The organism is Rhodococcus mengyinensis (genome assembly GCF_048381435.1).
GTDB lineage: Bacteria > Actinomycetota > Actinomycetes > Mycobacteriales > Mycobacteriaceae > Rhodococcus_F > Rhodococcus_F opacus_D.
On sequence record NZ_JBLWIT010000077.1, the window covers coordinates 12,571 to 33,352 of the forward strand.

Consider the following 20,782-nt stretch of genomic DNA (forward strand, 5'->3'; position numbering starts at 1 on the left):
CACGTGATGTGCCTGCGCGGCGAAAGGAGCGATCGGTGATCAACAATGACGACCTGCTGTATCGGGTGGACCGCCACTACCTCGGTCCGACCGGCTACACCTTCCCGGTGCGGATCCGCTATACCTCGCTGGCGGTCGGCGTCTTGGTCTTCGTGGCGGTGTTCCTGATCGCCCGCGCGATCGTCCACGTTCCGCTCGGGTTCCGGCCGCTGATGATGATGCTCCTGGTGACCGTGTTCATCACCCATCACATCGCCAAGTACGTCACCCCGGACCGCCCACTGAGGTCGGTGCTCAAGGCGGCCTTCAACGATCTCAACGCCCCACGGCCTCCGAAGGCAGGGGAGACGGTGTTCGTCACCCTCCCCGACCGGCTGACCGCTTTCTCCCGACCTGACACGGCCCGCATCGACGGTGAGGACGCACACCGATGACCACGTACGACAACGACATCGCATCATTGTTCGACCCTCAGCTCGAGGACCCGGTGCCGGTGATCCCGCCGGGAGCGTTGCCGCCGTCGTGGGCTGCGGGGCGGCAGAGCGCGTCCCCGCAACCGGGCCCCCGGGCGTGGTCGGAAGTGGAGTTCCCTCCGCACCCGGTGGCCGAGGTGTCCGAGGAGGTCGAGGCCCGGGAAAGAGGCCCGGCCACTCTGGCCGAGGACACCCGTACGCGGGAGCGTCCCCGCAAGGGCTCCAAGCGTCGACGGAAGACCCCAGCCGACCGGGAGAAGGCGGCGGCGAAGAAGCGTGCCGATCGTGCCCGGAAGTCGGTGCGGCTGCAGCTGACCGGGACATCCGGTCACATCACCCGCACCTCACGCACGTCGACGGCGTGGTTCGTGCAGAAGCAGGGGCCGTGGAACTTCCGCACCGTCGGCAAGCAGCGGCGCTTCATCCGGGACGAGGCGATGGTGCTGACCAACCTGCAGCAGGCCGGTGTTCAGCGCTTGCACCGGCGTCTGGTCCGCACCCCGTTTCCTGTCGAGCAGTGGGCCAAAGACCACGACCAGTGGGCTGCGCCGATCGACGACGTTCCGGGCGCGCTGTCGTGGGCGGAGTATCTGCGCGGCCAGCAGCACGCGATGCTGTGGTCGAACGCGACGATCAAGGGCCGCTACTGGGGCATCGAACTGCCGCAGCGGTCGGTGCTCGGGGTCGGTCTCGACTACCTCGCCAACACCCTCGGTTACGTCGCGAGCTGGCCTCTGCTGGGTGCGCTCTCGTCTCTGATGACCGGCTGGGCCGACGACGCGTTCGCCCGTGAGGAGAAGGCGCTTGCCGATCATCTCGCCGAGCTGGAACGGATCATGGCCGGCCGGGGCGTCAACGCCGCCCCTGCCGCGCCGGCTGCAGTCGACTACCTGCTGCGGCGTTCGGCGACGATCGGTCTGCCCCTGACTGCGGGTGGCGCGACCGCGGGAGGCGGTGACTGGGAAGAGGGTGATGTCGCCGCCCTCGAGGACCTCACCGACCTGTCCCTGACCCCCGGTGACGGCTACACCACCGTCTCCGGCCTCGTCGAGGGCCGCCGCTACACCGGTGCGGTCATCGTGCTCACCGTCGGCCGGATGGCACCGCTACCGATCCCGGAGCGGATGCTGCCCTGGCAGGTCATCGGCGACCCGTCCGGGGAGCCGCTCGAATGGTCGGATCGGATCGAGCTGCACGACAAGGCGAAAACCATCCGGACCATGCGCGCGCTGACGGGAAGGATCGAGCATCAGTTCGACCACTACACCGTCGAACACGATCAGTCACCGCCTCAGGAGTTGGCTGAGCAGCACGCCCGCGTCCAGGACGTCATCTCCGACGTCGAGGAAGACCATTCCGGGCTCTCCACTCGCACCTCGGGTTGGTACCGGGTCGCCGTCGTCGGAGCGACCCCGGACGAGGCCCGCAAGAAGGTGGCGGGTCTGCGGGAGATGTACAAGCCGCACATCGCCCTCGAGCAGGAGCACGGTCAGTTCCAGCTGCTGCGCGAATTCATCCCCGGCGAGCCGCTCGCGAACATCGCCCACACACGGCACATGGATGTCGAAGCAGTGGCCGCGGGCATGGCCACCGCCGGTGACCGGATCGGTGACCGCCGCGGAGTGGTGCTCGGGGAGACGTCGTCGATCGCGCCGCGCCCGGTGATTTGGGATTGCTTCGCCGCGCACGAGATCAAGCACAAGTCCGGGCTGACCCCTATCGTCGCGGTGCCCGGCTCCGGTAAGACGTTCCTGGCCGGGATGATCGTCTACCAGGCGGTGCGCGCGGGCGCCTACGGTGTCGTCCTCGACCCCTCGGGGCCGCTGAAGGAACTGGCGAATCTGCCCGAGTTCCGGGACATCGCCCGGGTCTACGCGCTCACCGGCCGTGACTCCCGCCCCGGGGCGCTCAACCCGTACCGGGTGATCATCGACCCGCGGCGCGATGACCCCGAGTACGACACCGGCCATCCGGACTTCGCGCGGGCCGCGGACCCGTTCGCTGCGGCGCAGGCGAAGTACGACGCGGACATGCGCGCCGCGGCCGCCGAGCGGGTCGAGGTCGCGGTGTCGGTGCTGAAGATGATGCTCACCGAACGGCATCTGCATCTCGAGCACACCGAATCGGTGCTGCACCTGGCCGCCAATCGGGTCGGTGGGGATCGCGACCACAATCTGGGCGAAGCCCTCGACGCCATCAAGGCGATCGGTGAGACCGATCCCGATCAGGCCGTGCGCACCTGCGCCAGTGGTGTGTATCAGCAGCTGGAGTTGATGTCGCGGCTCGCCGAGGCCCGGGTGCTGTTTCCCGAGGCCGGCACGGTTGGCAGCGGCGTCGACGACTTCGATATCGATATCCGGCTGACCATCCTAACGATGCCCGGTCTGCAGCTTCCCCCGGAGGGTGTTCCCTCCTCGCAGTGGACACCGCAGCAGCGGATGACCGCTCCGCTGATGCACATGGCCGCGTGGCTGGCGAATCGGCTGGTCTACGAAAAGCCGAGGCATGTCCGCAAGGTGCTGTTCCTCGACGAGAACAAGTACCTCGAATCCACCGGTGCCGGCCGCACCCTGAACCTGCGGATCGCCCGCGACTCACGCAAGTTCAAGGTCCGCGCCCTGGTGTGCTCGCAGCTGCCCGACGACTTCCTCGGCCTGGACGGCACCGACGACAAGACGGCCCTGACCTATGAGGTTTTCGTGGGCGATGTCGGCGGCGACCCGCACGCCATCGACGGGGCTCTCAAGCTCCTCAAACTCCCTGCCGGGCAGGGTTTCGAGGCTTTCCTCGCCGAACTCGGCAGCGGCGGTGAGGACACCCTCGACGAGGACACCGACACCTCCTACCAGGATCAGGCCCGCCGGTGGATGGTCCGGATGGCCGACGACGTCGAACTGGTCCGGTCGAGCTGGGTCCACTTCGTGCACCTGTCTCACGTGTTCGCCGCGTTGAACTCGAGTACCGCGAAGAACGTCCTCGGAGGTGCCGCATGAACGCGCAGCGGTCCCCCAGCCATCAGATGACCTCGAATCGGCGGCTGGCGGGGCGGCTGGGGCGGCTTCTGGCCGTCTTGGCGCTGGTGCTGGCCCCGTTGTTGGTCGGCCCGAACTCCCCCGTCGCGGCGGCCAGCGGTTTCGCGTGCGACGAGGTTCCCGCCCCGGAGTACCCGAAGGGGGCGTTCCCCGCTGTTTTCGACGCGACCAGCACGGACCGCCCCGGCAACGGGGGCACCGGATACACGGACTACGGGTGGGCCGGCCTGCAGTGGTACACCTACGATCTCGGTTGCGGCGCGGATCTGGTGCGCGCCCCGGGAGCGGTGACCGACACCAATTGGGGCAACATCTTCCTCGGGGTCGGGAAGTCCCTGGCCGCGGCCGCATTCTGGCTCGACGATCAAACCAAGACCGGTCAGGCTGCCGAGGACGCCGGGATCGCACCCGCAATGGAGCAGTTCGACGGGGTCGTCTCCTCGATCTCGAATGGCATGCTCGGCATCTACGGTGACTGGCTCGGTATCGGATTGATCGCGGCCGCCGTGATCGTGCTCTGGCACGCACTCAAATCGAACGCGGCCGGCGTCACGAAATCCCTGGCCGTCGGCGGGGCAGCTCTCGCCCTCGGCGCACTGCTCGTCGGCGCACCTCAGCAGGCCATCCGACTCGCCGACGACACCTTCGGGGCCGTGATCACCGATACACAGAACGAGATGCTCTCGGTCTCCGGCGGCGGCGGCAAAGGACCCCGGGACGTGCTGCTCGACGACATCTTCCTCGACGACTGGCGCAAGGGCTGGTTCGGCCCGAACTATCACGACGACGACAACAAGCTCGGTCCCAAGCTGCGCGACACGCTCGCGTTCTCCTACGAGGAACAACAGCAGATCCAGAACGCACCGGACTCCAGTGTCGAGAGCGACCTGAAGGCCAAGAAGGAGCAGGCTTTTCGCGAGAACATCGTCCAGCCACTCAGCGAGAAGTACGGGCTGTCCTACTACACGTTCCAGGGCAAGGACTCCGGTCGCCTCGCCATCGGCTTCATGGCGATGGTCAAGGTCGGTATGCCGTCCATCCTGTGGATCGGTGCATCCGTGCTGAAGCTGATTGCGCTGCTCGCGATTCGCCTGGCCATCTTGTTCGCACCGATCTGGGTACCGCTCGCGGCCGTGCACGCGGGAACGTTGATGCGGGTGTGCCGCATGCTGGCCAGCGCCTACATCTGGGGGGTGGCCGGTGCGGTAATCGTCTCGCTGTACCTGATGGCCCTGGTGAAATTGTATGTCACCGACAACGGGCAGGTTGACGGGTCGTGGCGGCTGTGGTTCATGGTCATCTTGACCCTGGTGTGCTGGTTCATCATGCGGCCGTTCAAGCGAGTTTCTCAGACCTTCACCCAGAACCGCGCCGGCGCTCTCAACCGCAAGGCCCGTCATGCTCAGTCCTCGGTGAAGCAGAAGTTCTTCAAGGGCGCCAGCGCGGTCGTCGGCGGCCCGGCCGGCGCGATGGTCGAGGAGGGCGTCGGGGCGCTGCGCAAGAAGACCAAGGACGGCGGCACCGACGAGAACGACTCGGGCAGCAACTCGGCAGCCCCGGCCCGTCCGGAGGGGCGCGAGCTCAACCAACGGCGCCGGCACGAAACTGATCAGTCCCGCATCACGGCCCGCAAGAAGATGGATCTCCTGCAGCGGCTGACGGACGCACGCAAGGATTCCCAGAGCCGCACCGGGGCGGGCAGCAAGGGCGACGACCACGAGCAGAACAACAGCCACAGCCACACCCGCGGCGGCCGCGGCCGCAGCGCAGTCCTGAGTGCGCTCGGCTCCGGTGGCGGTAGAGCCAACCGTTCAGGGGGCGGAGCGAGCCACGGTAGCGCGCCGCGAGTCAGTGAGACCTGGGACGGCGGAGCGGGTTCTGCCATCGCCCCGACGAAAGTCTTCACCCCGACCCGCAAGGACGTCTCACCCGAGAGGGTGCCCGCCATGTCGGCAGCCTCCGGCAATTCGACTCCGCCTCGGTCGAACGCCCGCCTGTACGAGCCGTCCCTGGCTCCCGAAGTGCGCAAGCACCCGAGCGAGAGGTACAGCTGATGGCCCGCCCCGCCGGGAACCCGGTCCTCGCGCCGATCCGTCGGTGGGTGCTGTACTCGCGCACCAACCTCACGATCAGCGTGGCCGCCGTCCTCGGAGTCCTGTTCCTCGCCGGCTCCATGTTCGGGGAACCCCTCACGCCCACAAATACGTCAACCAGAGCGGCAACGACCGGCTCAACGACCACCACCGCGGCGCCGTCAGACGAGATCACCTACGACCTCGTCGAGGTGACCGAGTCGGCCATCGCGGGCAAGACCGCGGCCGCGATCGCGAAGAGTGCCCCGGCCACCGCGATGGCCTACGCGCACAGCTACGTCGACATCTCCCAGTCGAATACCGAGTGGAGGACCAAGCTCGGCCGATACACCACCGACACCCCCGGTGACACGATCGTCGCCGCACGTCCCCAGGTACCGGTGGCGATCACCGGGCCCACGACCAGCGAGATCGTCACCGGCACCGGCACCGGTGGCGATCGGCGGGCCGAGGTCACCATCCCCACCCAGGCCGGCGACCTGCGCGTGACCGTGCAGGTGGCCGAGTCCCCGAACGGGACGAAATGGCAGGTCCAGAACCCCTTTCCCACCCTCGACCGCGACGAGGTCGGCAAGCTCAGTACCTCCCCGTCCCTGGTGAGCGACCCCGCGCTCACCTCGCGCACGACCACCGCACCATCGACGACAACCTCGGCGACGACTTCGGCGACGGAGCCCACACCGACGGCTACGTCCGATTCCGAGCCGTCACCGCCGGCTTCGTCCGACTCCGAGCCGACACCTGTGCCGGTGCCCGGACCGATCCCGATCCCCGAACTCGACACGCCGATCCCGGGGGCCCTGTGACCCTGCGCCGACGCGGGACCGCGCTGCTCCTCGCGGCAGCGGCCACCACAGTCCTCGGGACAACGGCGTGCGCGCCCCAGCCGGTCATTCCTCACGATCGGTGCAAGACCACCTCCGCCGGCAACGACCCGAGCACTGGTGGCCAGATGCGGGCGTCCGGGCCGATCACTGCGCCCACGAAGGCGGGGACCACCACGTTCACCTCCGGTTTCGGGCCGCGATGGGGTACCGAGCACAAGGGCGTCGACTTCGCCGGCTCCGTCGGCACACCGATCTACGCCGCCCTCGACGGCGTCGTGGTCCGCTCCGGTACGGCCACGGGATTCGGGCACTGGATCGTCGTCGATTCCCTCGTCGGCGACACACCGGTCTCTACCGTGTACGGGCACATGTTCGCCGACGGGCTGATCGCCCGTGAAGGCCAGCAGGTCAAGGCCGGTGACCACATCGCCAATATCGGCAACGACGGTGAGTCCACCGGCGCCCACCTGCATTTCGAGTACTGGGAAGGCGGCCGCTTCCAAGGCGGCACCGCCGTCGACCCGATGACCAAGCTCGGCGGCGCCGCAACGACCACCAATACCGCCGCGGATTCGGACAACATTGAGCTCGCGGCCGCGACATCGCCGATCGACTGCGCGGGCTTCGGCACCGTCGGTGGCGGCGAGCTGGCCGCCGGATCGGTGCCACCAGAATTCGACCCGTGGATCCGTAAAGCCGGCAGCATCTGCCCCGGCATTCGGCCCCCGATCCTGTCCTCGCAGCTCTACGCCGAGAATCAGTTTCGGCACGGCGCCAACGCCCCAGTCTCACCGTCGGGTGCGCTCGGGCCCGCGCAGTTCATGCCCGGAACCTGGGCGACCTGGGGCAAGGACTACGACGGCGACGGCAAGGTCGACCCCAATTCGATCGGCGACGCCGTCATGGCTCAAGGGCATTTCATGTGCGCCCTCAACGACCAGGTCAACGCCGCGCTCGCGGCCGGCACCGTGACCGGAGATCCGGTCGAGCTGTCGCTGGCCGCGTACAACGCCGGTTTCGGTGCGGTGCAGGCTCACCGCGGCATTCCCCCGTATGCCGAGACTCAGAACTACGTCGCGAAGATCGTCCTCGGTCAGGCCAAGTACACGTCCCTGAGTTCCACCGGCCGCCTGGTCCCGAACGGGTCGAAGGACGGCGGCCAGGTCGTTGCGGCCGCGCGGCAGTACCTCGGCACCCCGTATGTCTGGGGTGGAGGTAGCACCGGCGGACCGTCCGGTGGTGGCTTCGACTGCTCCGGACTGACCAGCTACGCGATCTTCACCGGCAGCGGTGGCAAGGTCACACTGCCACGGACCTCGGAGCAGCAGTGGACCGTCGGCATCGAGATCCCGATCGATCAGGCCCAACCAGGCGACCTCGTCTTCGGATCCTGGGCCGCTTCCGGACCGGGTCACGTCGGCGTCGCGCTGGGAGGTGGGCGCATGATCCACGCCCCGACCACGGGTGACGTCGTGAAGGAAGCGTCATTAATGAGCGGGATGAAGGCACGGAGGGTGATGTGATGAGTGGACTGCCCGCAACTGCCGCAGGAGGACCGAGATGAGCGTGCGTCGATTCCTGGCCGTGGTGCTGCTCCTCGGCGCCCTGGCCGCCGTCCTCGTCTATGCGTGCCGGCCGAACGGAGAAGATCCGCAAACCTTGCCTGCAGAGACGTCGACGACGTCCGCCCCTGCGCCGTCGATCACCATTGCTCCAGTACCTCCGCCGACCGCTGCGACACCGGCGCCAGGCGCCGCGGCGGCGGAGGAGGTAGCCCGCCAGGCCCTGGCTGTCGCGTTCACCTGGTACCCGGCCACCGACCAGTCCCCCAATGACGGCTTCATCCGGGCTCGACAGTGGCTGACCGACAGCCTGGCATCGCAAGTGGCCGTACCGGTCACGACCGAACGCGGACCCGGCGTGCAATGGGGACAATGGGCCACCGCGAATGCGAAGGTCGTCGCCGACGTGATGATCGGCTGCTCCGGGTGCCCGCCCGATACCGATACCCTCATTCACCGAGTCGCCACCATCCATCAGACCGCGATCACCGGTGACAACGCCGTCCCCGTCTCCCCCGACACCACTGTCTGGGTCACCCTCACCAATGCCGGGGACAGCTGGCTCATCGACACCATCCGGTACTGAAAGCAGTAGCCCGCACCGAGTTCGACAACGCCGCCCTGCGGCAAAAGGAGGGGAAACTAGATGTCCAACCGCAGCCGCACGCTCGTCGGCCTCGCTCTCACCAGCATGATCGCCGCCACCCTGACCGCATGCTCCGGCTCGTCGAGCGATGACGGCCGGCCCGGCACCGTGACGCCGGCAGCGTCGGCGGGCGGCGTTGACGGATGGGACGGCAACATCGCCATCGGCGTCGGCAACCGCAAAGGCGTCGACCTCGTGACCCTTCCGGCCCCGGACCAGGTCGATGTCCAGTGCCACGGCGAGGGTGACGATCTCACCGTCGATGTCATCGCACCGAACGGGTGGCACGCCACCCTCACGCACGGATCCCAGACGATCACGGTCGAGAACGAGACCCTCAACTATCCCGCTCACGACTTCGCCGAATCCCAGAGGGCAATCGATGCGGTCAATAACGTAAGCCGAAAGTCCGAGTTTCCGATCGGAGTCACCTGGGATCAGCCGGCCGTTGGCGATGTGGAGATCCAGGTCGACGCCGACACCCCGCCGCACTGGATGGTGAATTCCCCGTACGAGGACTTCGACATGTACATGCACATCAGCTGCGGCCTGAAGTAAGAGCCGACGCGACGCTCCTTCCTAGGGGACGTGTCGTCTACACAGTTCAAAGCACCAATTGAGCGGCGACAGACCGCGATCTAGGCACCCCGGGGCTTCACCGCCAGCACCAGGACAAGCATCCGATCAGACGCCCTCCTTACTGATGCGTAAGATAGTGCCGCGCCTTCAGGTGTGAAGGTTTCCCGGTTCTTGACGACTTCGGTTCCGGATGTGGCGGCCGGCATGGATCAGTGCCTGGTCACACCTGCCTATCCCCCGGTGGTGCTAGCTATGTCTGGTGTTCGACGTATCCATCATCTGAATTGCGGATCCTTCGATTCGCTCGCAAGCGGCCCACTGGTCTCGCATGTCCTGCTGTGCGAGACGAACGACGGCCTGGTCCTAGTCGACAGTGGAATCGGCCGGTCGGATATTGCCGCGCCGAAAAATCGGCTCGGCCGCGTCGCCCTGGCCCTCGGGCCGGCGTTGCGCGTGGAGGAGACGGCCGCACATCAAATCGAAGCCCTCGGCTACCAACTCTCGGACGTGCGCCACATCGTGGCGACGCACCTGGACTACGACCACATCGGTGGCGCACTCGACTTTCCTCACGCAACAGTGCACACGACAGCCGCCGAACTCCGCACCGCGCAAGCGCGGCGCCGGCTACCCGAGCGTCTCCGGTATCGCCGCCCGCACGTCGAGGCGATCACCTCGTTCCAGACGTACGACGGGACCGGAGAAGAGCTACTCGGCCTTCCCACCGCACACCCGATCATCGGAGTCGAAGACGTGTGGCTCGTCCCGATGCCCGGACATTCCATCGGCCATGCCGGTGTCGCGGTCCGAACCAGCAACCGCGGTTGGCTATTTCATGCGGGAGATGCCTTCTACCATCGAGCAGTACTCTCCCCCAGTCGATCCGCACCAATAAGCCGCGCCACGACGCTGCGTGCAATCGAGCTGACCCTGGCCTCAATTCCCGCGAAAGTCCGTGCAAATCACCAGCAACTCCGCAAACTCGCACACGACCCCTCACAACAAGTGACCATCTTCTGTGCGCACGATGCGGTTCTGTTCGATCGGCTTCGCGCAGAACAGAGCCCGATTTTCCCCTGACCCAACGCTTACATAGGGTTGAGGTTGATGGAGGGGAGTTTTACGTGACAGACGTACTCGAAGGCCGCCAACAGAATGGCGCCCCAGAAACCGGCAACCAGGGCTGGGTAATTTTCGAAACTCTCGGTGTCGATGCAGGTCAAGAGCCTTGCGTCGTCTCCGAAGGCGGTCTCGCGCGCGACTTCGCGAGCCGGATGAAAAGGAGCTGGAGCGTCGCGACGAACCGTGGCGACGCCGCCAAACTCCGCGAGGCAGCACAGAAAGCCATCAGCGCCGTCCTCAAAGCCCGTAAACCACTTCATGATCGGGTTTGGTTGTCGCAGAACCGAACCGCGGTATCTTATGCGGCCCCCATCCTGTCTTCGAATGGGGAAATCTTTGGCGTGCAGGTATATATCGCAGCAGCCGGAGAGGCGCCGCCCCCTCCACGTACGGTCGGGACCTTCGAGTGGGATTTCGCCACGATGCGGTCCGAGCACACCCTTATCGTTGAGGAGAAGATCCTCGGCATCGACACCACCCAGCCCAACCGCAGCCTTCCCGAGATCTGGCGTTTCTTCACCGCCTTCGACAAGCGCGACGCCTACACCGTGTATGTCGGCCAGATCGGCCACGGCCAAATAGAACCAAGCCAGCCTTTTGCGGCCGAGATCAGCCTGGAGGGCGACGACAAGGTTCTACGGTGCGTGCACATGACAACCCGGGGCCGCGAGATCGGCGGCCGGAAGACTATCGCCGGCCTCATCCACGACCTCACCGACGAGACACACCCCAAGCGGGATTTCCACCGCGAGTACAGCAAGACCCAGGCCATGACGATCGAGAAGTCGCTTGCCGAGCCGATGGGCATCGGATACCTGGAGCTGATCACGGGCCTGTTCCTGGAATGGGATGTCACACCTCCCGGACCGCTCGCTCGCTGGCGCACCGAAGTCGCTGAGATCCACGAGAAGAGCCGAGATGCATTTCTGCATGCCCGGGAATCACTTCGGAACGGCGACGCCCTCAGCCTCGACGTGGTGCTGTTCGTCCGGTTCTCCGAGTCGGAGGAGTGGACACCCGCCGAGCTGACCATCACCGGAGTGGCTACAGCCAGCGCCGAGCACGGTGTAACGGTGGTGCAAGCGATGGTGCTGGTACGCCCCGGCACCGGCCCGATGTGCTGGTAGTGCACCATTCAATAACAGCGGCAATCGATCTCGCCCGCCCCATCGCGGTGGGCGAGATCGACACACCGCACCGATCGTTCGGTTGCAGAGTTCCTGAGGACTGCTAATCTGATGTCCGCGCTCCCCACCCGGGAGTTTCCTGAGGCTTGTCGTAGTCGGCTTCAGAAGAGGCAAAACAACGTGTGGCACACGTGTATCTTCTTGCGCCACACCGTTCCCGGGGGTGGGTTATGTCGATTCGAGCAACCGAGCTACTTCTCTCAGCGCTCAGCGTTGCGAAGAAGTGGGACCTCGGGGGGTCGACGCAGAAATCGTCATTCACCGGCCGATCGTTACGCCTCAGCAACACTTCCCCAGCAGCCCTGCGCCCGACTGCACAATCCTCAGTCGAGTGGCGGCCGGGCGCGCCCACGCTCGTACGCCGCTCGAATCTCGGTAACGGACACTCCAAGTTCGCCTGCAAGCCGTTCAGCGACAGCATCGCCGAGCTTGGCGTGTCCGCGTTCGAGCGCGGCGAGGAGGGAAGTCGACACGCCGATGACCCCGGCGAGCTGCGCTTGGGTTCGGCCAGTCAGCTCGCGCAGCGTGCCAAGTTTGCGTTCCTCGACGGGGACATCTATCACCTCGTCCATTCGCAGTCCGAGGATTTCCACAACCCTCATCAATCGATCGACCTGAGGGGTCGATCGACCCACTTCCCATGCCGAGATCGTGGCCGTGCTCACATCGGCACGCAGGGCGAGTTCGCCCTGCGCCAAGTGCTTGTCGATACGCGCCTGGGAGAGCCGGGAAGGCACGAACCCATCCAGTGTTCGCCGGCTCATCCTGGGCAACCTCGCATAACGAGCCATGCTGCCCGACCTCCAGGACTGTTGTCACAAAAAAGTACGATAGACAAGAGCGGTAAAGTGTAAGACTATATTAGAATCCCAAGGGGGATGAGCACCTGACTTCCCCCACACAACAAGAAACCCCCCGATCGCTACCAACGATCAGGGGGCCTCGACCGGAGCGGGGCGCCAACCCCTAGCCGGTCATAGCAGATTGGAACCTCTGCAATGAACACGTTAGCTGGCGCTCTAATAGAGCGTCCCAAGAAGCACCTATCCGCAACCCGATCGTTGGCAACCGCAAGTGCCGCTGACCTGGTACGCATCACGTCCCTGCACTCGACAATGGACGGACGCTGCACCGAATGCGGCTATGAGCCGACCATCATCAAACCTCTGTGCCCAGAGGCCGCGGCAGCACTACGTGAGCTGACACAGCGCGATGCGAAGACGGGCACCCGCGGAACTCAGTTTTCGAACTCCTCGACCAGCGATCTGCTGGCCTCATCACTTCAACACCGCCCCACCTCTACCGGCCGGTGCCTGCGCTGCGGATTCACCTACACCGCCGGGTGCGAGGACTGCCCAGCACTCCGCGCTATTCGGAGGGAGCTCGAGAGCCGCGGCGTCACACCGATCCGACCAGAGGCCCAAGATTCGGCACTCTGCTCCGGCCGAGCGAAGGCATGGGAGATCGAGGGGCAGAGCGCAGCCCAGTTGCGGCGCGTAATTGACGCGTGCAAACAGTGCCCGCTCCTCGCCCAATGCCGCACCGAGACCCTCCGGGCAATCGAACAAGGTGAGCCGCCGCGAGGGATGATCGTCGCCGGCGACGCCTACGACCTGCGTGGAAACCGGATCGAACACCGCCACCTGGCGCGATACGAAGCAGTGGCCTCGGGCTCTCGAAGTCGATGGGATACGACGCGGGCTGGAGTCGCAGCATGACCGCCCCCACGCCCTGCTCGATCGACCCTGAATCCTGGGACCTGGATGCAGGTTCCTACCGCGCCGGCCTCGACGCCCAGGCCGAATGCCTGCGGTGCCCGCGACTTACCGCCTGCCGGAGAGAGGTCGCGGAGTTGACCAGCGCGGGCACTCCCCCGCAGTCGATGATCTGGGCGGCAGTTGCGTACCGCCACGACGGCGAAGCCATCCTGACCCGCCATGACCTGCGCGCCTATTACAACCGGAGCGAAGGCCAGCGTGAGGCCAACCGGGGGGTGGCGGCATGACATCACTCGTTGATCGCGTCTACTTCATGGCCACCGGTCAGCTGGAGTCCCCTGCCACTGAAGGCCCCCCAGCCGTTCGGTGGGGGTGGATCGCCGACCTCTATGCCCACCCGCAGTGGGGTCTCGTCACGGTCCCCGGGTTCTCGCAGGCCGAGGCGCAGACTGTCGCCTCCCTCTGCCGCGCCACACCGATCGGCTCAGTCGACTCGATCTCCGCACGCTGGAACGTCTTCGAGCAGCTCGCGACGATCAAGCTCGATCGCGCGCCGTCCAATTACGCATGGGCCGCGGTAGCCAACTCCTCGATCGATGCCCGGGACTACCTGGCCGGCGGCGACTTCAGTGGCGTCGAGACGGTCACCAGCGCCTTCTGGGCGCATCTCGCCGTTCATCCGACGGCGGTCGCCGAGAACCGGATCTCAACGGCAATCGAGGCGTGGAACACCCGTTTCCACAGCTCAACGAGAGGGGCAGCCGCATGACCACCTTCACCGCCACCGACCGCCATGGGCAGGAGTGGGAACTCATCCCGATGCAGGAGATGGTCTGCGCGCGACGAGTCGCCGACGTGGATGACGTCACCGCGCTCGACGCCGAGGACCTCATCCACGATTGCGGTCCGCTCCTGCTCTCCGCGGGTCACTCCGGATTCGGGGTTGGAACACGCGACTCGCTTCTCGACGTGATTGACCTCGTCGCATCGGACCCGGAAACTGCCTCGGTCGACCAGGTCCGCGAAGTCGCGGCCATCGCTCAGCGCATGCTCACCACCCTGACACGCGCCGAAGTCGGCACGCCGAGAGCAGACTCGGCGTTCTCAGCCTCTCCCCGGCGTCAGTCGCCGCAGAGCCGCAATGGACTAGGCCGCCCGTGGTGACCACCTCAGTCGCACGCGGCACCCCTCACGACGTCGAGTTCGGCGGCGACGAGACCGTCACGACTGTGTTCTGGGCGTTTGGCGGTCAGCCTTCTGGTGTCGGCGGTTCGGGCTGCAATCGCAGCCTGGGCAGGCTCTCAAGCCCCGGACGCAGAAGGTCACAACGTGAACAGATTCGTCACAGATGCATCACGCGTGCCTAACCGATCGGCGCCATCGGGCGTGGTGAGATGGTCGATGACCTGTGTCCAGAGGGAAGGAAGTGATGGCTGTGGCTGAGTGACGAAATGAACGTCCTCGATACCTAATTTCATCAGCGCAGACCCTCAGAAAACGAAAAAACCCCCTGGTGGGGGTGGTTTCAAGTCAGGAACCGCAACCGCGGATTTCGTCGAGGAGGACTTGGCAGGTCCTCCTCACCAAGAGGGTGAAGGCCTTGGCAGGGCCGTCACGTTCTCTGAGGTGAGTTTCGAAAGCTCGAACTTTCGAACTCGTACTGCAACACCCCGAAGGGCTTTTACCTGTGACAGGTACCGCCCAGGGTAACCCATACCCTGAATCAGCATTGCTAACTCGATCATCGACGCTCGGCGTGTCGTCCGACACGCCGGTGCAAGTAGTCGATCCTGCTCCCGATGCGGAGTGGGCAGCACTCGTTGACGCCGCGCACCGCAACGTCAGCGAACTCGAACACTTCAACCATGCGAGTGGTCAGCGTGGCAGCTCGTGGGCGCTACCCGTCGCTGACGGCGCGTACCGGGATATCCCGGTGTGGTCGGGTAAGCGTCTGTGGCTACGGCAGGTTCGCCACGCGGTAACCAACACCGACACCGGCAGGGCCGCTGTCAAACAGCGCCGCATCGGCGTTGAAACGATGATCGCGGTCGCGGCCGCCCACGCACGATTCGCCGACTCCACCACCGGACGGGACATCACTGCTTCGGTAGCCAAGATCGGCCGCGTGGCAGGGGTATCCGAATCGGTAGTCCAACGTGCACGACGCGTGCTCCGTGACCTGGGTGTGGGCCACGAGGTAGTCCGTGGTCGCCTACTGCAGAGCCATGAATTCATGGCCGCCGAGCTGCACCATGGCGGCCACCAGCGCGGAGCTGCGAGCGTGTGGGCCCTGTCGAGCCCCCGATGGGTCATCGAGGCCACTCCTCGACCAGCCGCCGCTCAGCGACGCTCTCCCGCACGCTCAGCACACCGGGTACAGACGCATCAGCAGCGCCGCCAACGCCAGCAGGCAGCAGCCACCAAAGCCGCGGCGAGTAATCCCCAGCTCAGCGGGCGGGACACCCTATCTCTTGGTTCTAACGTTCTTGAGAAGTTCTCTCGTAAGAGAGAACTCACCAAGCGCGCGCGAACGCACGCAGGAGCAATAACCACCAACAGCAATCGGCCCCTGCACACACAACGCGCGGCCGCACAGCTCGCCCATCTCGCACCTGCACTGACACCGGATGGACATATCGGCCAGCTCGTCGACGTGCTCGTACGCACCGGCATCGACACCACCCGCTGGACCGGCCGCGACATCGCCGACGCCCTCACCTGCGACACTCAGAACCGGGGGTGGACCTGGCCGGACGCGAAGAGCTGGCGCACCGGCGGCTACTCGGTCCAAAACCCGGTCCGATACGCCCACATGCGGCTCTCACGCATCGATTTCACTGGCCCCTCCCCGAGCCAGCAACGAGCCAGAATCGACGCCCAGCGACGCGCTGAGCAGGCAGCACGCGCTACCGAGGCTGCGGAGGCTCGATCTCGGGCGGCAAGTGCCGAACACCGCGCGGCGATGCGAGCGAATTGGCGCACACTCGCTGCCGCTGCGAGCGCCACACACCACGGAGGGAACCACGAATGATCGCCACCACCAGCCTCCATCGGTTACAAACTCCTCGCCTCTCCGAGCTGGTGGCGAATCACGGGGTAGGAACCCTCGAACCGAGAGGGGATCCCCGACCTCGAAGCCGGGGATCCCCTGAGATTGATCTTTCAGATGCAGCTAGCTGGGTGGAGCCTATTGCTCCGCAATGCTGACTATTTCTTGCGGAGTTTTCACTCCCTTGAGACGGTCAGCCTTAACACGGAGCCGTGCAGCTGCTGCTCTTTCCCCCTGGGTTACTTCATGGCCGGTGATGGCAGACCGCCCGACGACCGTCCAGCCGTCTTTCAGCTCGACGGTGCGCCCTTCCTCGGTCTGCTCGAAGGCGAGCCAGTCTCCCGACTTCGGATGTTCCACCCAAGCATCGGATCCGGGAAACACGAGCGCCTCATGACCGTCGTCGTACCGGACGAGATAGGGCGGCTCGCCGTTCTCTCCGTGTACCGCCACCACCTCGGCGGTCTTCTCGTGCACTCCGACCACCCTGCCCTGAACGTGCAACCGGTCTCCCACTGCTACGTCACCGAAGGCGGTCTCGGTGCGGCCGACGCCGCCGGCGGTGTCGGAGATGCGACCTGAAGCGTGGCCCGCGAGCTTCGCGGCCTGCTCGTCGACGGCGCGCGTTTGGCGTGCAACGGTGCCGAGAGCTTCCTCGGTCAGCTCGAAGGCGTCGCCGAAGGCGGTCTCGGCGCGGCCGATGCCCTCCTCGACCGGCTGCTTGCGGATGCGCTCGACGAGGGCATCGCCGTGCTCGGCGAGAGATGTGTACAGGTCGGAGGTGACCTTCAGGTAGGCCTCGGCGACCTTGCGCAGCTCGTCGGCGGTGAACTTCTCCCGCAGCTCGGCAAGCTCCTCGGGCAGCTCGGACGGCAGTCCGGCGAGGCGGTCGCGAAGGTTCTCGACGCCGTCGGTGATGACCTCTTCCTGGAGTCCGGCGATGCGCTCCTTGGCGCCGCCGACACGCTCCTCGACGTCACCCTGGGTGGACTCGGCGCGCGAGCGGACCTGGGCGACGACGTCGGCCACGGCCTGCACCACGACGTCTCCGGCGCCTACGGCCGCGTACAGCGAGGTCTTGACCTCTGGCTGCTTGACTGCATCCATGTCATTGGATCCGGCTGCCGCCTTGGATTTGTCCATGTCACCCGCCTCACTAAGCTCTCAGTTACCGATGCTCCCCGAATGTGCTCTAGCTGTCACCTTCGGATACCGCCAGTTCAGTTGATGCTTCCGTAATCCTCACGATCAGATCGACCGCGTCTGGTGGTAAAAACTGGCTGTCGAGGAGCACGTCGAGGGCTTTGAGACCTAAAGTCCGCTTATAGGAGTCGTCCCCTTCGGTAACCAATTTGATAGCCCAGCTCGCCTGTTCCCACCACATGGCTCGATAACCAATCGCATCTCGCTGATCCCGATCGTCCTTGGCCGCGCGGTCCCGTTGGTCTCGATCGTCCTTGGCCGCGCGGTCCCGCTGATCCCGATCGTCCTTGGCCGCGCGGTCCCGTTGGTCTCGGTCGTCGTTGGCGATCGCGTGAGAATCCCTGCTGTTGCGCCGGACGCCCATGTACGCCACACCAGCGGCGAGCAAGGCCATAGTGCCGCCAAACCCAGCGCTAGTGGCAAACTCCCCGAGTCCTCCCAGTACCGCGTCAAAACCCCATTTCTGGGAAGCGCGGATCAGGGCAGCCCGCACGAGACACCCGACGACGACGACCAGGAAGATCCAGAACATTACTCGCCGCAACCACGGCTTAAGCGTCAGCGTCACAACCCGATTGTGCAGCGTATTCAGCTCAGAAAGTTGAGAGGCACGCATGTTCACGGGGCTCGGTTCATCTCTTTCCGGACCGTCAGCCTCAATGTGATCACCCGTCCGCGGCCCCGTGATCCAAGCCTCATGTGTTCGGTGCAACTGGCACCAAGGGTCCTCGGTGAAGGCCAGGCCTCGGGTGCCGCCTGGTCGACGTAGCCTCGATCGCGGCTACCGGAAGCGGCACGAAGCGCGTTACTGCGCGGGTTCCCGCTGACACGGAAGATTCGGCATAAGGTGCCGGAAACGGCCGCGTTCACCCCGCACCTACTTCGAGGACGGAGCCCCACGTGTCGACGAGCCAGACGAAGACGCCAGCCAAACGGCGCCGCTCCCCCGCTCGCCAGCAACGAACGGAGCAGGTCAGCAGGAACTCCGACTCGGTCCGCGAACGGCTACGCACCGGGGCCACCACCGTCGTCGTCGACACCGCCGGCAGCGAGATCGAACTCGACGACCGCACGTTCGCCAAAGCCAAGACGAACGAGTGGACCATCCGCATCATCGGTACTTCTCTAGTCCGCATCCACCTCGACACCCCGCTCCCGGAGACCGCGCAGATCGTCGCCACGGACGCCGCCCGACTCCAGATCACGGGCCGGGTGCGGCTCTACGCCTACACCAACACAGTCGTCGACGCGTTTGACGATTGCATCGTGATTGCGCGCAACCATGCCGGCATCAACGCCTGCGACAGCGCCCAGGTCAACGCCACGGACAGCGCCTTCGTCAATGCCTATGACAACGCGGTGGTCTACGCGGAGGGCGATGCGGTGGTCCATGCCAGTGGCAACGCGCACCTCGTTCTCAGGGACGGTGCTCGGGCGACCACTGAGCGCGGTGTCACGGTTCATGGGCCTTCCCGCAAGAATGTCCGCGTCCGACGCTGAGATCCCGTTCGTAGACCGATCTGTCTCCATGGGAAGCAATCGAATGGACATGCGGGGTACGTGGATACCGCGAAGTCGTGAAGGTTGCTGAACACGGGCTACACGTCTTCTCGCTCTGCTCCCCTACTGAGGGTGGCTAGTGCTCCGCTTGCGGAACCTGCGCCCTGGAACGGCCAGGCTTGGTGAGAATTTACTGCGCGAAGGATGACCCCTACAAGGCTGCGGTTGGCTTCTGGAGCGGTATCTGACCTGCTGCTCCGCAACATCAGAAGATCTCCGATGAGCAAAGAGCAGCCGTAGTCAGCTGCTGTTTTGTGAGATTCCGGTAGCAGAGATGATCTGAGATTTCCTTAGGTAACCGCATGTCACTGCAGGTTATATGCGCTTGCGCTACATACGATCTGACTAGCTAACCGGAGCAAACCAAAGATATGGGCACTAGTTATAAGCTAATATAAGCTAATATAAGCTTATATAAGCTCCCATATGGGAATAGGAGAGGGGAGGAACATGACGATCACTGCGATCGCGAACCTCAAGGGCGGAGTCGGGAAGACGGTGGTCGCCGGCGGGCTCGCGCACGCCGCTGCCGCCACCGGCCGGACAGTCCTGCTGGTTGATGCGGACATGCAGGGCAATTCCACGAAGCATCTCACCGGCTACACAACATCTGAGCCGTCGCCTCATTCGCTCGCGGATGTTCTCGACCGCCAGACGGACCTACCGATGCGGGACGCGATCGTTGCCGCGCGACGCGATGGAATTCACGTCGTGCCGTCGGGCTTTGCTGAACTTCAGGCGGTCTCCGACCAGCTCGGCACCAAGCCCGGCGGAGAGATGTCCTTTGCCCGTGCCCTCAAGCCGGTGTCTGGCGATTACGAGCACATCCTGATCGACTGCCGCCCGGCGATTGACCTTGTTTCCCGCAGCGCCCTGTACGCCGCCGACAATCTCCTGATCGTCGTCAATCCGGAAGACGATGCAGTCGACGGTCTCAATTCGATCCAGGCAGCTCTCGAAGACCTGGCCGAGTACATGGACAAGGTCCTCCCGGTCGCGGGGATTGTTATCAACAAGCTTGACGGCCGTCGCAAAGATCACGCGGAGGTCATCGACTACCTGAAGGAGTACGGGGCCGCGGACGGTATCGCCCTGCTTGGCGACCCGATCATGCACAGGGGGGATATCTCCAAGCTGACCAACGTAGGTATGGGTTTCGATGAACACCCCGCTAATCCGGTTTGGTCCCGCAACCTCCATAACAACTTCGTCGAGATCCTGGAGAAGGTGGCCCTCTGATGAGCAAAATCCCCCAACCCGCCCGACCCGTGCCTCGCAGTACGCGCAACACGTTCGCTCAGGCCGCGGCAACGACGACCGCAACGCCAGACGCCGTTGCATCAGAGTTGACCGCAACGTCGCCCGCCCCGCCTGCAACAGTCAGTCGCTCCGCAACATCGTCTGCAACGCCGCGGCAACGCAAGGCCGCATCGGCGCCAGCGAAGCCCGCAACAGAGAAGAAGCGCAAGGCCCAGACCACCGACATCCTGCTGTCGCTGGAAGAAGAACTGAAGGACCGGATGGTCGCTGCACTCGAACACACCCGCCCCCGCACCGGGATCAAGAGCCAGCAGGTGTTCATCCGCACCGCAATCGACCAGCTGTGCACCAAGCTCGAAACCCAGTACAACAACGGCGAGCCCTTCCCTGCGCCCGCCGACGAAATCGCCATATAACCCCTATGGGCAGGCAGTCACCATATGGGATATATGGCGCGCAACGTTGCGCCGA

Annotated in this window: 19 protein-coding genes; 16 read left to right on the top strand and 3 right to left on the bottom strand. The window is 65.0% G+C overall.

Annotated elements, in window-relative coordinates; translation table 11 throughout:
• Nucleotides 1-35 precede the first annotated feature (35 nt).
• From ACNJ7E_RS14845 to ACNJ7E_RS14885, 9 genes are all read left to right on the top strand, one after another.
• Nucleotides 36-434: a hypothetical protein gene (locus tag ACNJ7E_RS14845; protein WP_418340232.1), complete on the top strand. Its 399-nt coding sequence runs from the start codon at nt 36-38 to the stop codon at nt 432-434.
• Nucleotides 431-3,466 (top strand): ATP-binding protein, encoded by a 3,036-nt coding sequence (locus ACNJ7E_RS14850; RefSeq protein ID WP_418340233.1) that lies wholly within the window; start codon nt 431-433, stop codon nt 3,464-3,466. The genes ACNJ7E_RS14845 and ACNJ7E_RS14850 overlap by 4 nt, the downstream gene beginning before the upstream one ends.
• Nucleotides 3,463-5,559, top strand: coding sequence for a hypothetical protein (locus ACNJ7E_RS14855; protein ID WP_418340234.1), 2,097 nt, complete (start codon nt 3,463-3,465; stop codon nt 5,557-5,559). The genes ACNJ7E_RS14850 and ACNJ7E_RS14855 overlap by 4 nt, the downstream gene beginning before the upstream one ends.
• The gene (locus ACNJ7E_RS14860) at nt 5,559-6,404 is read left to right on the top strand and encodes a hypothetical protein (protein WP_418340235.1); all 846 of its coding nucleotides are present in this window, start codon (nt 5,559-5,561) and stop codon (nt 6,402-6,404) included. Before ACNJ7E_RS14855 ends, ACNJ7E_RS14860 begins: the two co-directional genes overlap by 1 nt.
• Nucleotides 6,401-7,948 carry a peptidoglycan DD-metalloendopeptidase family protein gene (locus tag ACNJ7E_RS14865; RefSeq protein WP_418340236.1) on the top strand — a complete coding sequence of 516 codons (1,548 nt, stop codon included), beginning with the start codon at nt 6,401-6,403 and terminating at the stop codon, nt 7,946-7,948. Before ACNJ7E_RS14860 ends, ACNJ7E_RS14865 begins: the two co-directional genes overlap by 4 nt.
• Before the next feature lie 37 nt (nt 7,949-7,985).
• Nucleotides 7,986-8,573, top strand: a complete 588-nt coding sequence (locus ACNJ7E_RS14870) for a hypothetical protein (RefSeq protein WP_418340237.1) — start codon at nt 7,986-7,988, stop codon at nt 8,571-8,573.
• A 60-nt stretch (nt 8,574-8,633) separates the two neighbouring features.
• Entirely contained in the window at nt 8,634-9,191 is a 558-nt protein-coding gene (locus tag ACNJ7E_RS14875) for a hypothetical protein (protein ID WP_418340238.1), read from the top strand.
• Nucleotides 9,192-9,404: 213 nt separating this feature from the next.
• Nucleotides 9,405-10,292, top strand: a complete 888-nt coding sequence (locus ACNJ7E_RS14880; RefSeq protein WP_418340239.1) for an MBL fold metallo-hydrolase — start codon at nt 9,405-9,407, stop codon at nt 10,290-10,292.
• A 44-nt stretch (nt 10,293-10,336) separates the two neighbouring features.
• On the top strand, nt 10,337-11,461 hold the full coding sequence (locus ACNJ7E_RS14885) for a GAF domain-containing protein (protein WP_418340240.1): 1,125 nt from the start codon (nt 10,337-10,339) through the stop codon (nt 11,459-11,461).
• A gap of 383 nt (nt 11,462-11,844) precedes the next feature.
• Here the strand turns inward: ACNJ7E_RS14885 and ACNJ7E_RS14890 are convergent, their stop codons facing one another.
• Entirely contained in the window at nt 11,845-12,312 is a 468-nt protein-coding gene (locus ACNJ7E_RS14890; protein WP_418340241.1) for a helix-turn-helix domain-containing protein, read from the bottom strand.
• A gap of 923 nt (nt 12,313-13,235) precedes the next feature.
• Between ACNJ7E_RS14890 and ACNJ7E_RS14895 the strand changes: the two genes are divergently transcribed.
• From ACNJ7E_RS14895 to ACNJ7E_RS14910, 4 genes are all read left to right on the top strand, one after another.
• On the top strand, nt 13,236-13,526 hold the full coding sequence (locus ACNJ7E_RS14895; RefSeq protein ID WP_418340242.1) for a hypothetical protein: 291 nt from the start codon (nt 13,236-13,238) through the stop codon (nt 13,524-13,526).
• On the top strand, nt 13,523-14,008 hold the full coding sequence (locus ACNJ7E_RS14900; RefSeq protein ID WP_418340243.1) for a hypothetical protein: 486 nt from the start codon (nt 13,523-13,525) through the stop codon (nt 14,006-14,008). The genes ACNJ7E_RS14895 and ACNJ7E_RS14900 overlap by 4 nt, the downstream gene beginning before the upstream one ends.
• Complete coding sequence (locus ACNJ7E_RS14905) at nt 14,005-14,403, top strand: hypothetical protein (RefSeq protein ID WP_418340244.1); 399 nt, start codon at nt 14,005-14,007, stop codon at nt 14,401-14,403. The genes ACNJ7E_RS14900 and ACNJ7E_RS14905 overlap by 4 nt, the downstream gene beginning before the upstream one ends.
• 523 nt (nt 14,404-14,926) lie before the next feature.
• A complete protein-coding gene (locus tag ACNJ7E_RS14910) occupies nt 14,927-16,270 on the top strand; it encodes a hypothetical protein (protein WP_418340245.1) in 1,344 nt (447 codons plus the stop codon).
• A 156-nt stretch (nt 16,271-16,426) separates the two neighbouring features.
• On the opposite strand, the gene ACNJ7E_RS14915 is transcribed toward ACNJ7E_RS14910, so the two are convergent.
• Nucleotides 16,427-17,395 (bottom strand): DUF1918 domain-containing protein, encoded by a 969-nt coding sequence (locus tag ACNJ7E_RS14915; protein ID WP_418340278.1) that lies wholly within the window; start codon nt 17,393-17,395, stop codon nt 16,427-16,429.
• Nucleotides 17,396-17,480: 85 nt separating this feature from the next.
• A complete protein-coding gene (locus ACNJ7E_RS14920; RefSeq protein ID WP_418340246.1) occupies nt 17,481-18,059 on the bottom strand; it encodes a hypothetical protein in 579 nt (192 codons plus the stop codon).
• A gap of 332 nt (nt 18,060-18,391) precedes the next feature.
• On the opposite strand from ACNJ7E_RS14920, the gene ACNJ7E_RS14925 reads away from it, so the two are divergent.
• The 3 genes from ACNJ7E_RS14925 (at nt 18,392) to ACNJ7E_RS14935 (ending at nt 20,727) form a co-directional block, all read left to right on the top strand.
• Nucleotides 18,392-18,991, top strand: coding sequence for a hypothetical protein (locus ACNJ7E_RS14925; protein WP_418340247.1), 600 nt, complete (start codon nt 18,392-18,394; stop codon nt 18,989-18,991).
• Between the two features lie 510 nt (nt 18,992-19,501).
• Nucleotides 19,502-20,290, top strand: a complete 789-nt coding sequence (locus ACNJ7E_RS14930) for a ParA family protein (RefSeq protein ID WP_418340248.1) — start codon at nt 19,502-19,504, stop codon at nt 20,288-20,290.
• Nucleotides 20,290-20,727, top strand: coding sequence for a ParB family protein (locus ACNJ7E_RS14935; RefSeq protein ID WP_418340249.1), 438 nt, complete (start codon nt 20,290-20,292; stop codon nt 20,725-20,727). The genes ACNJ7E_RS14930 and ACNJ7E_RS14935 overlap by 1 nt, the downstream gene beginning before the upstream one ends.
• Nucleotides 20,728-20,782: the final 55 nt, after the last annotated feature.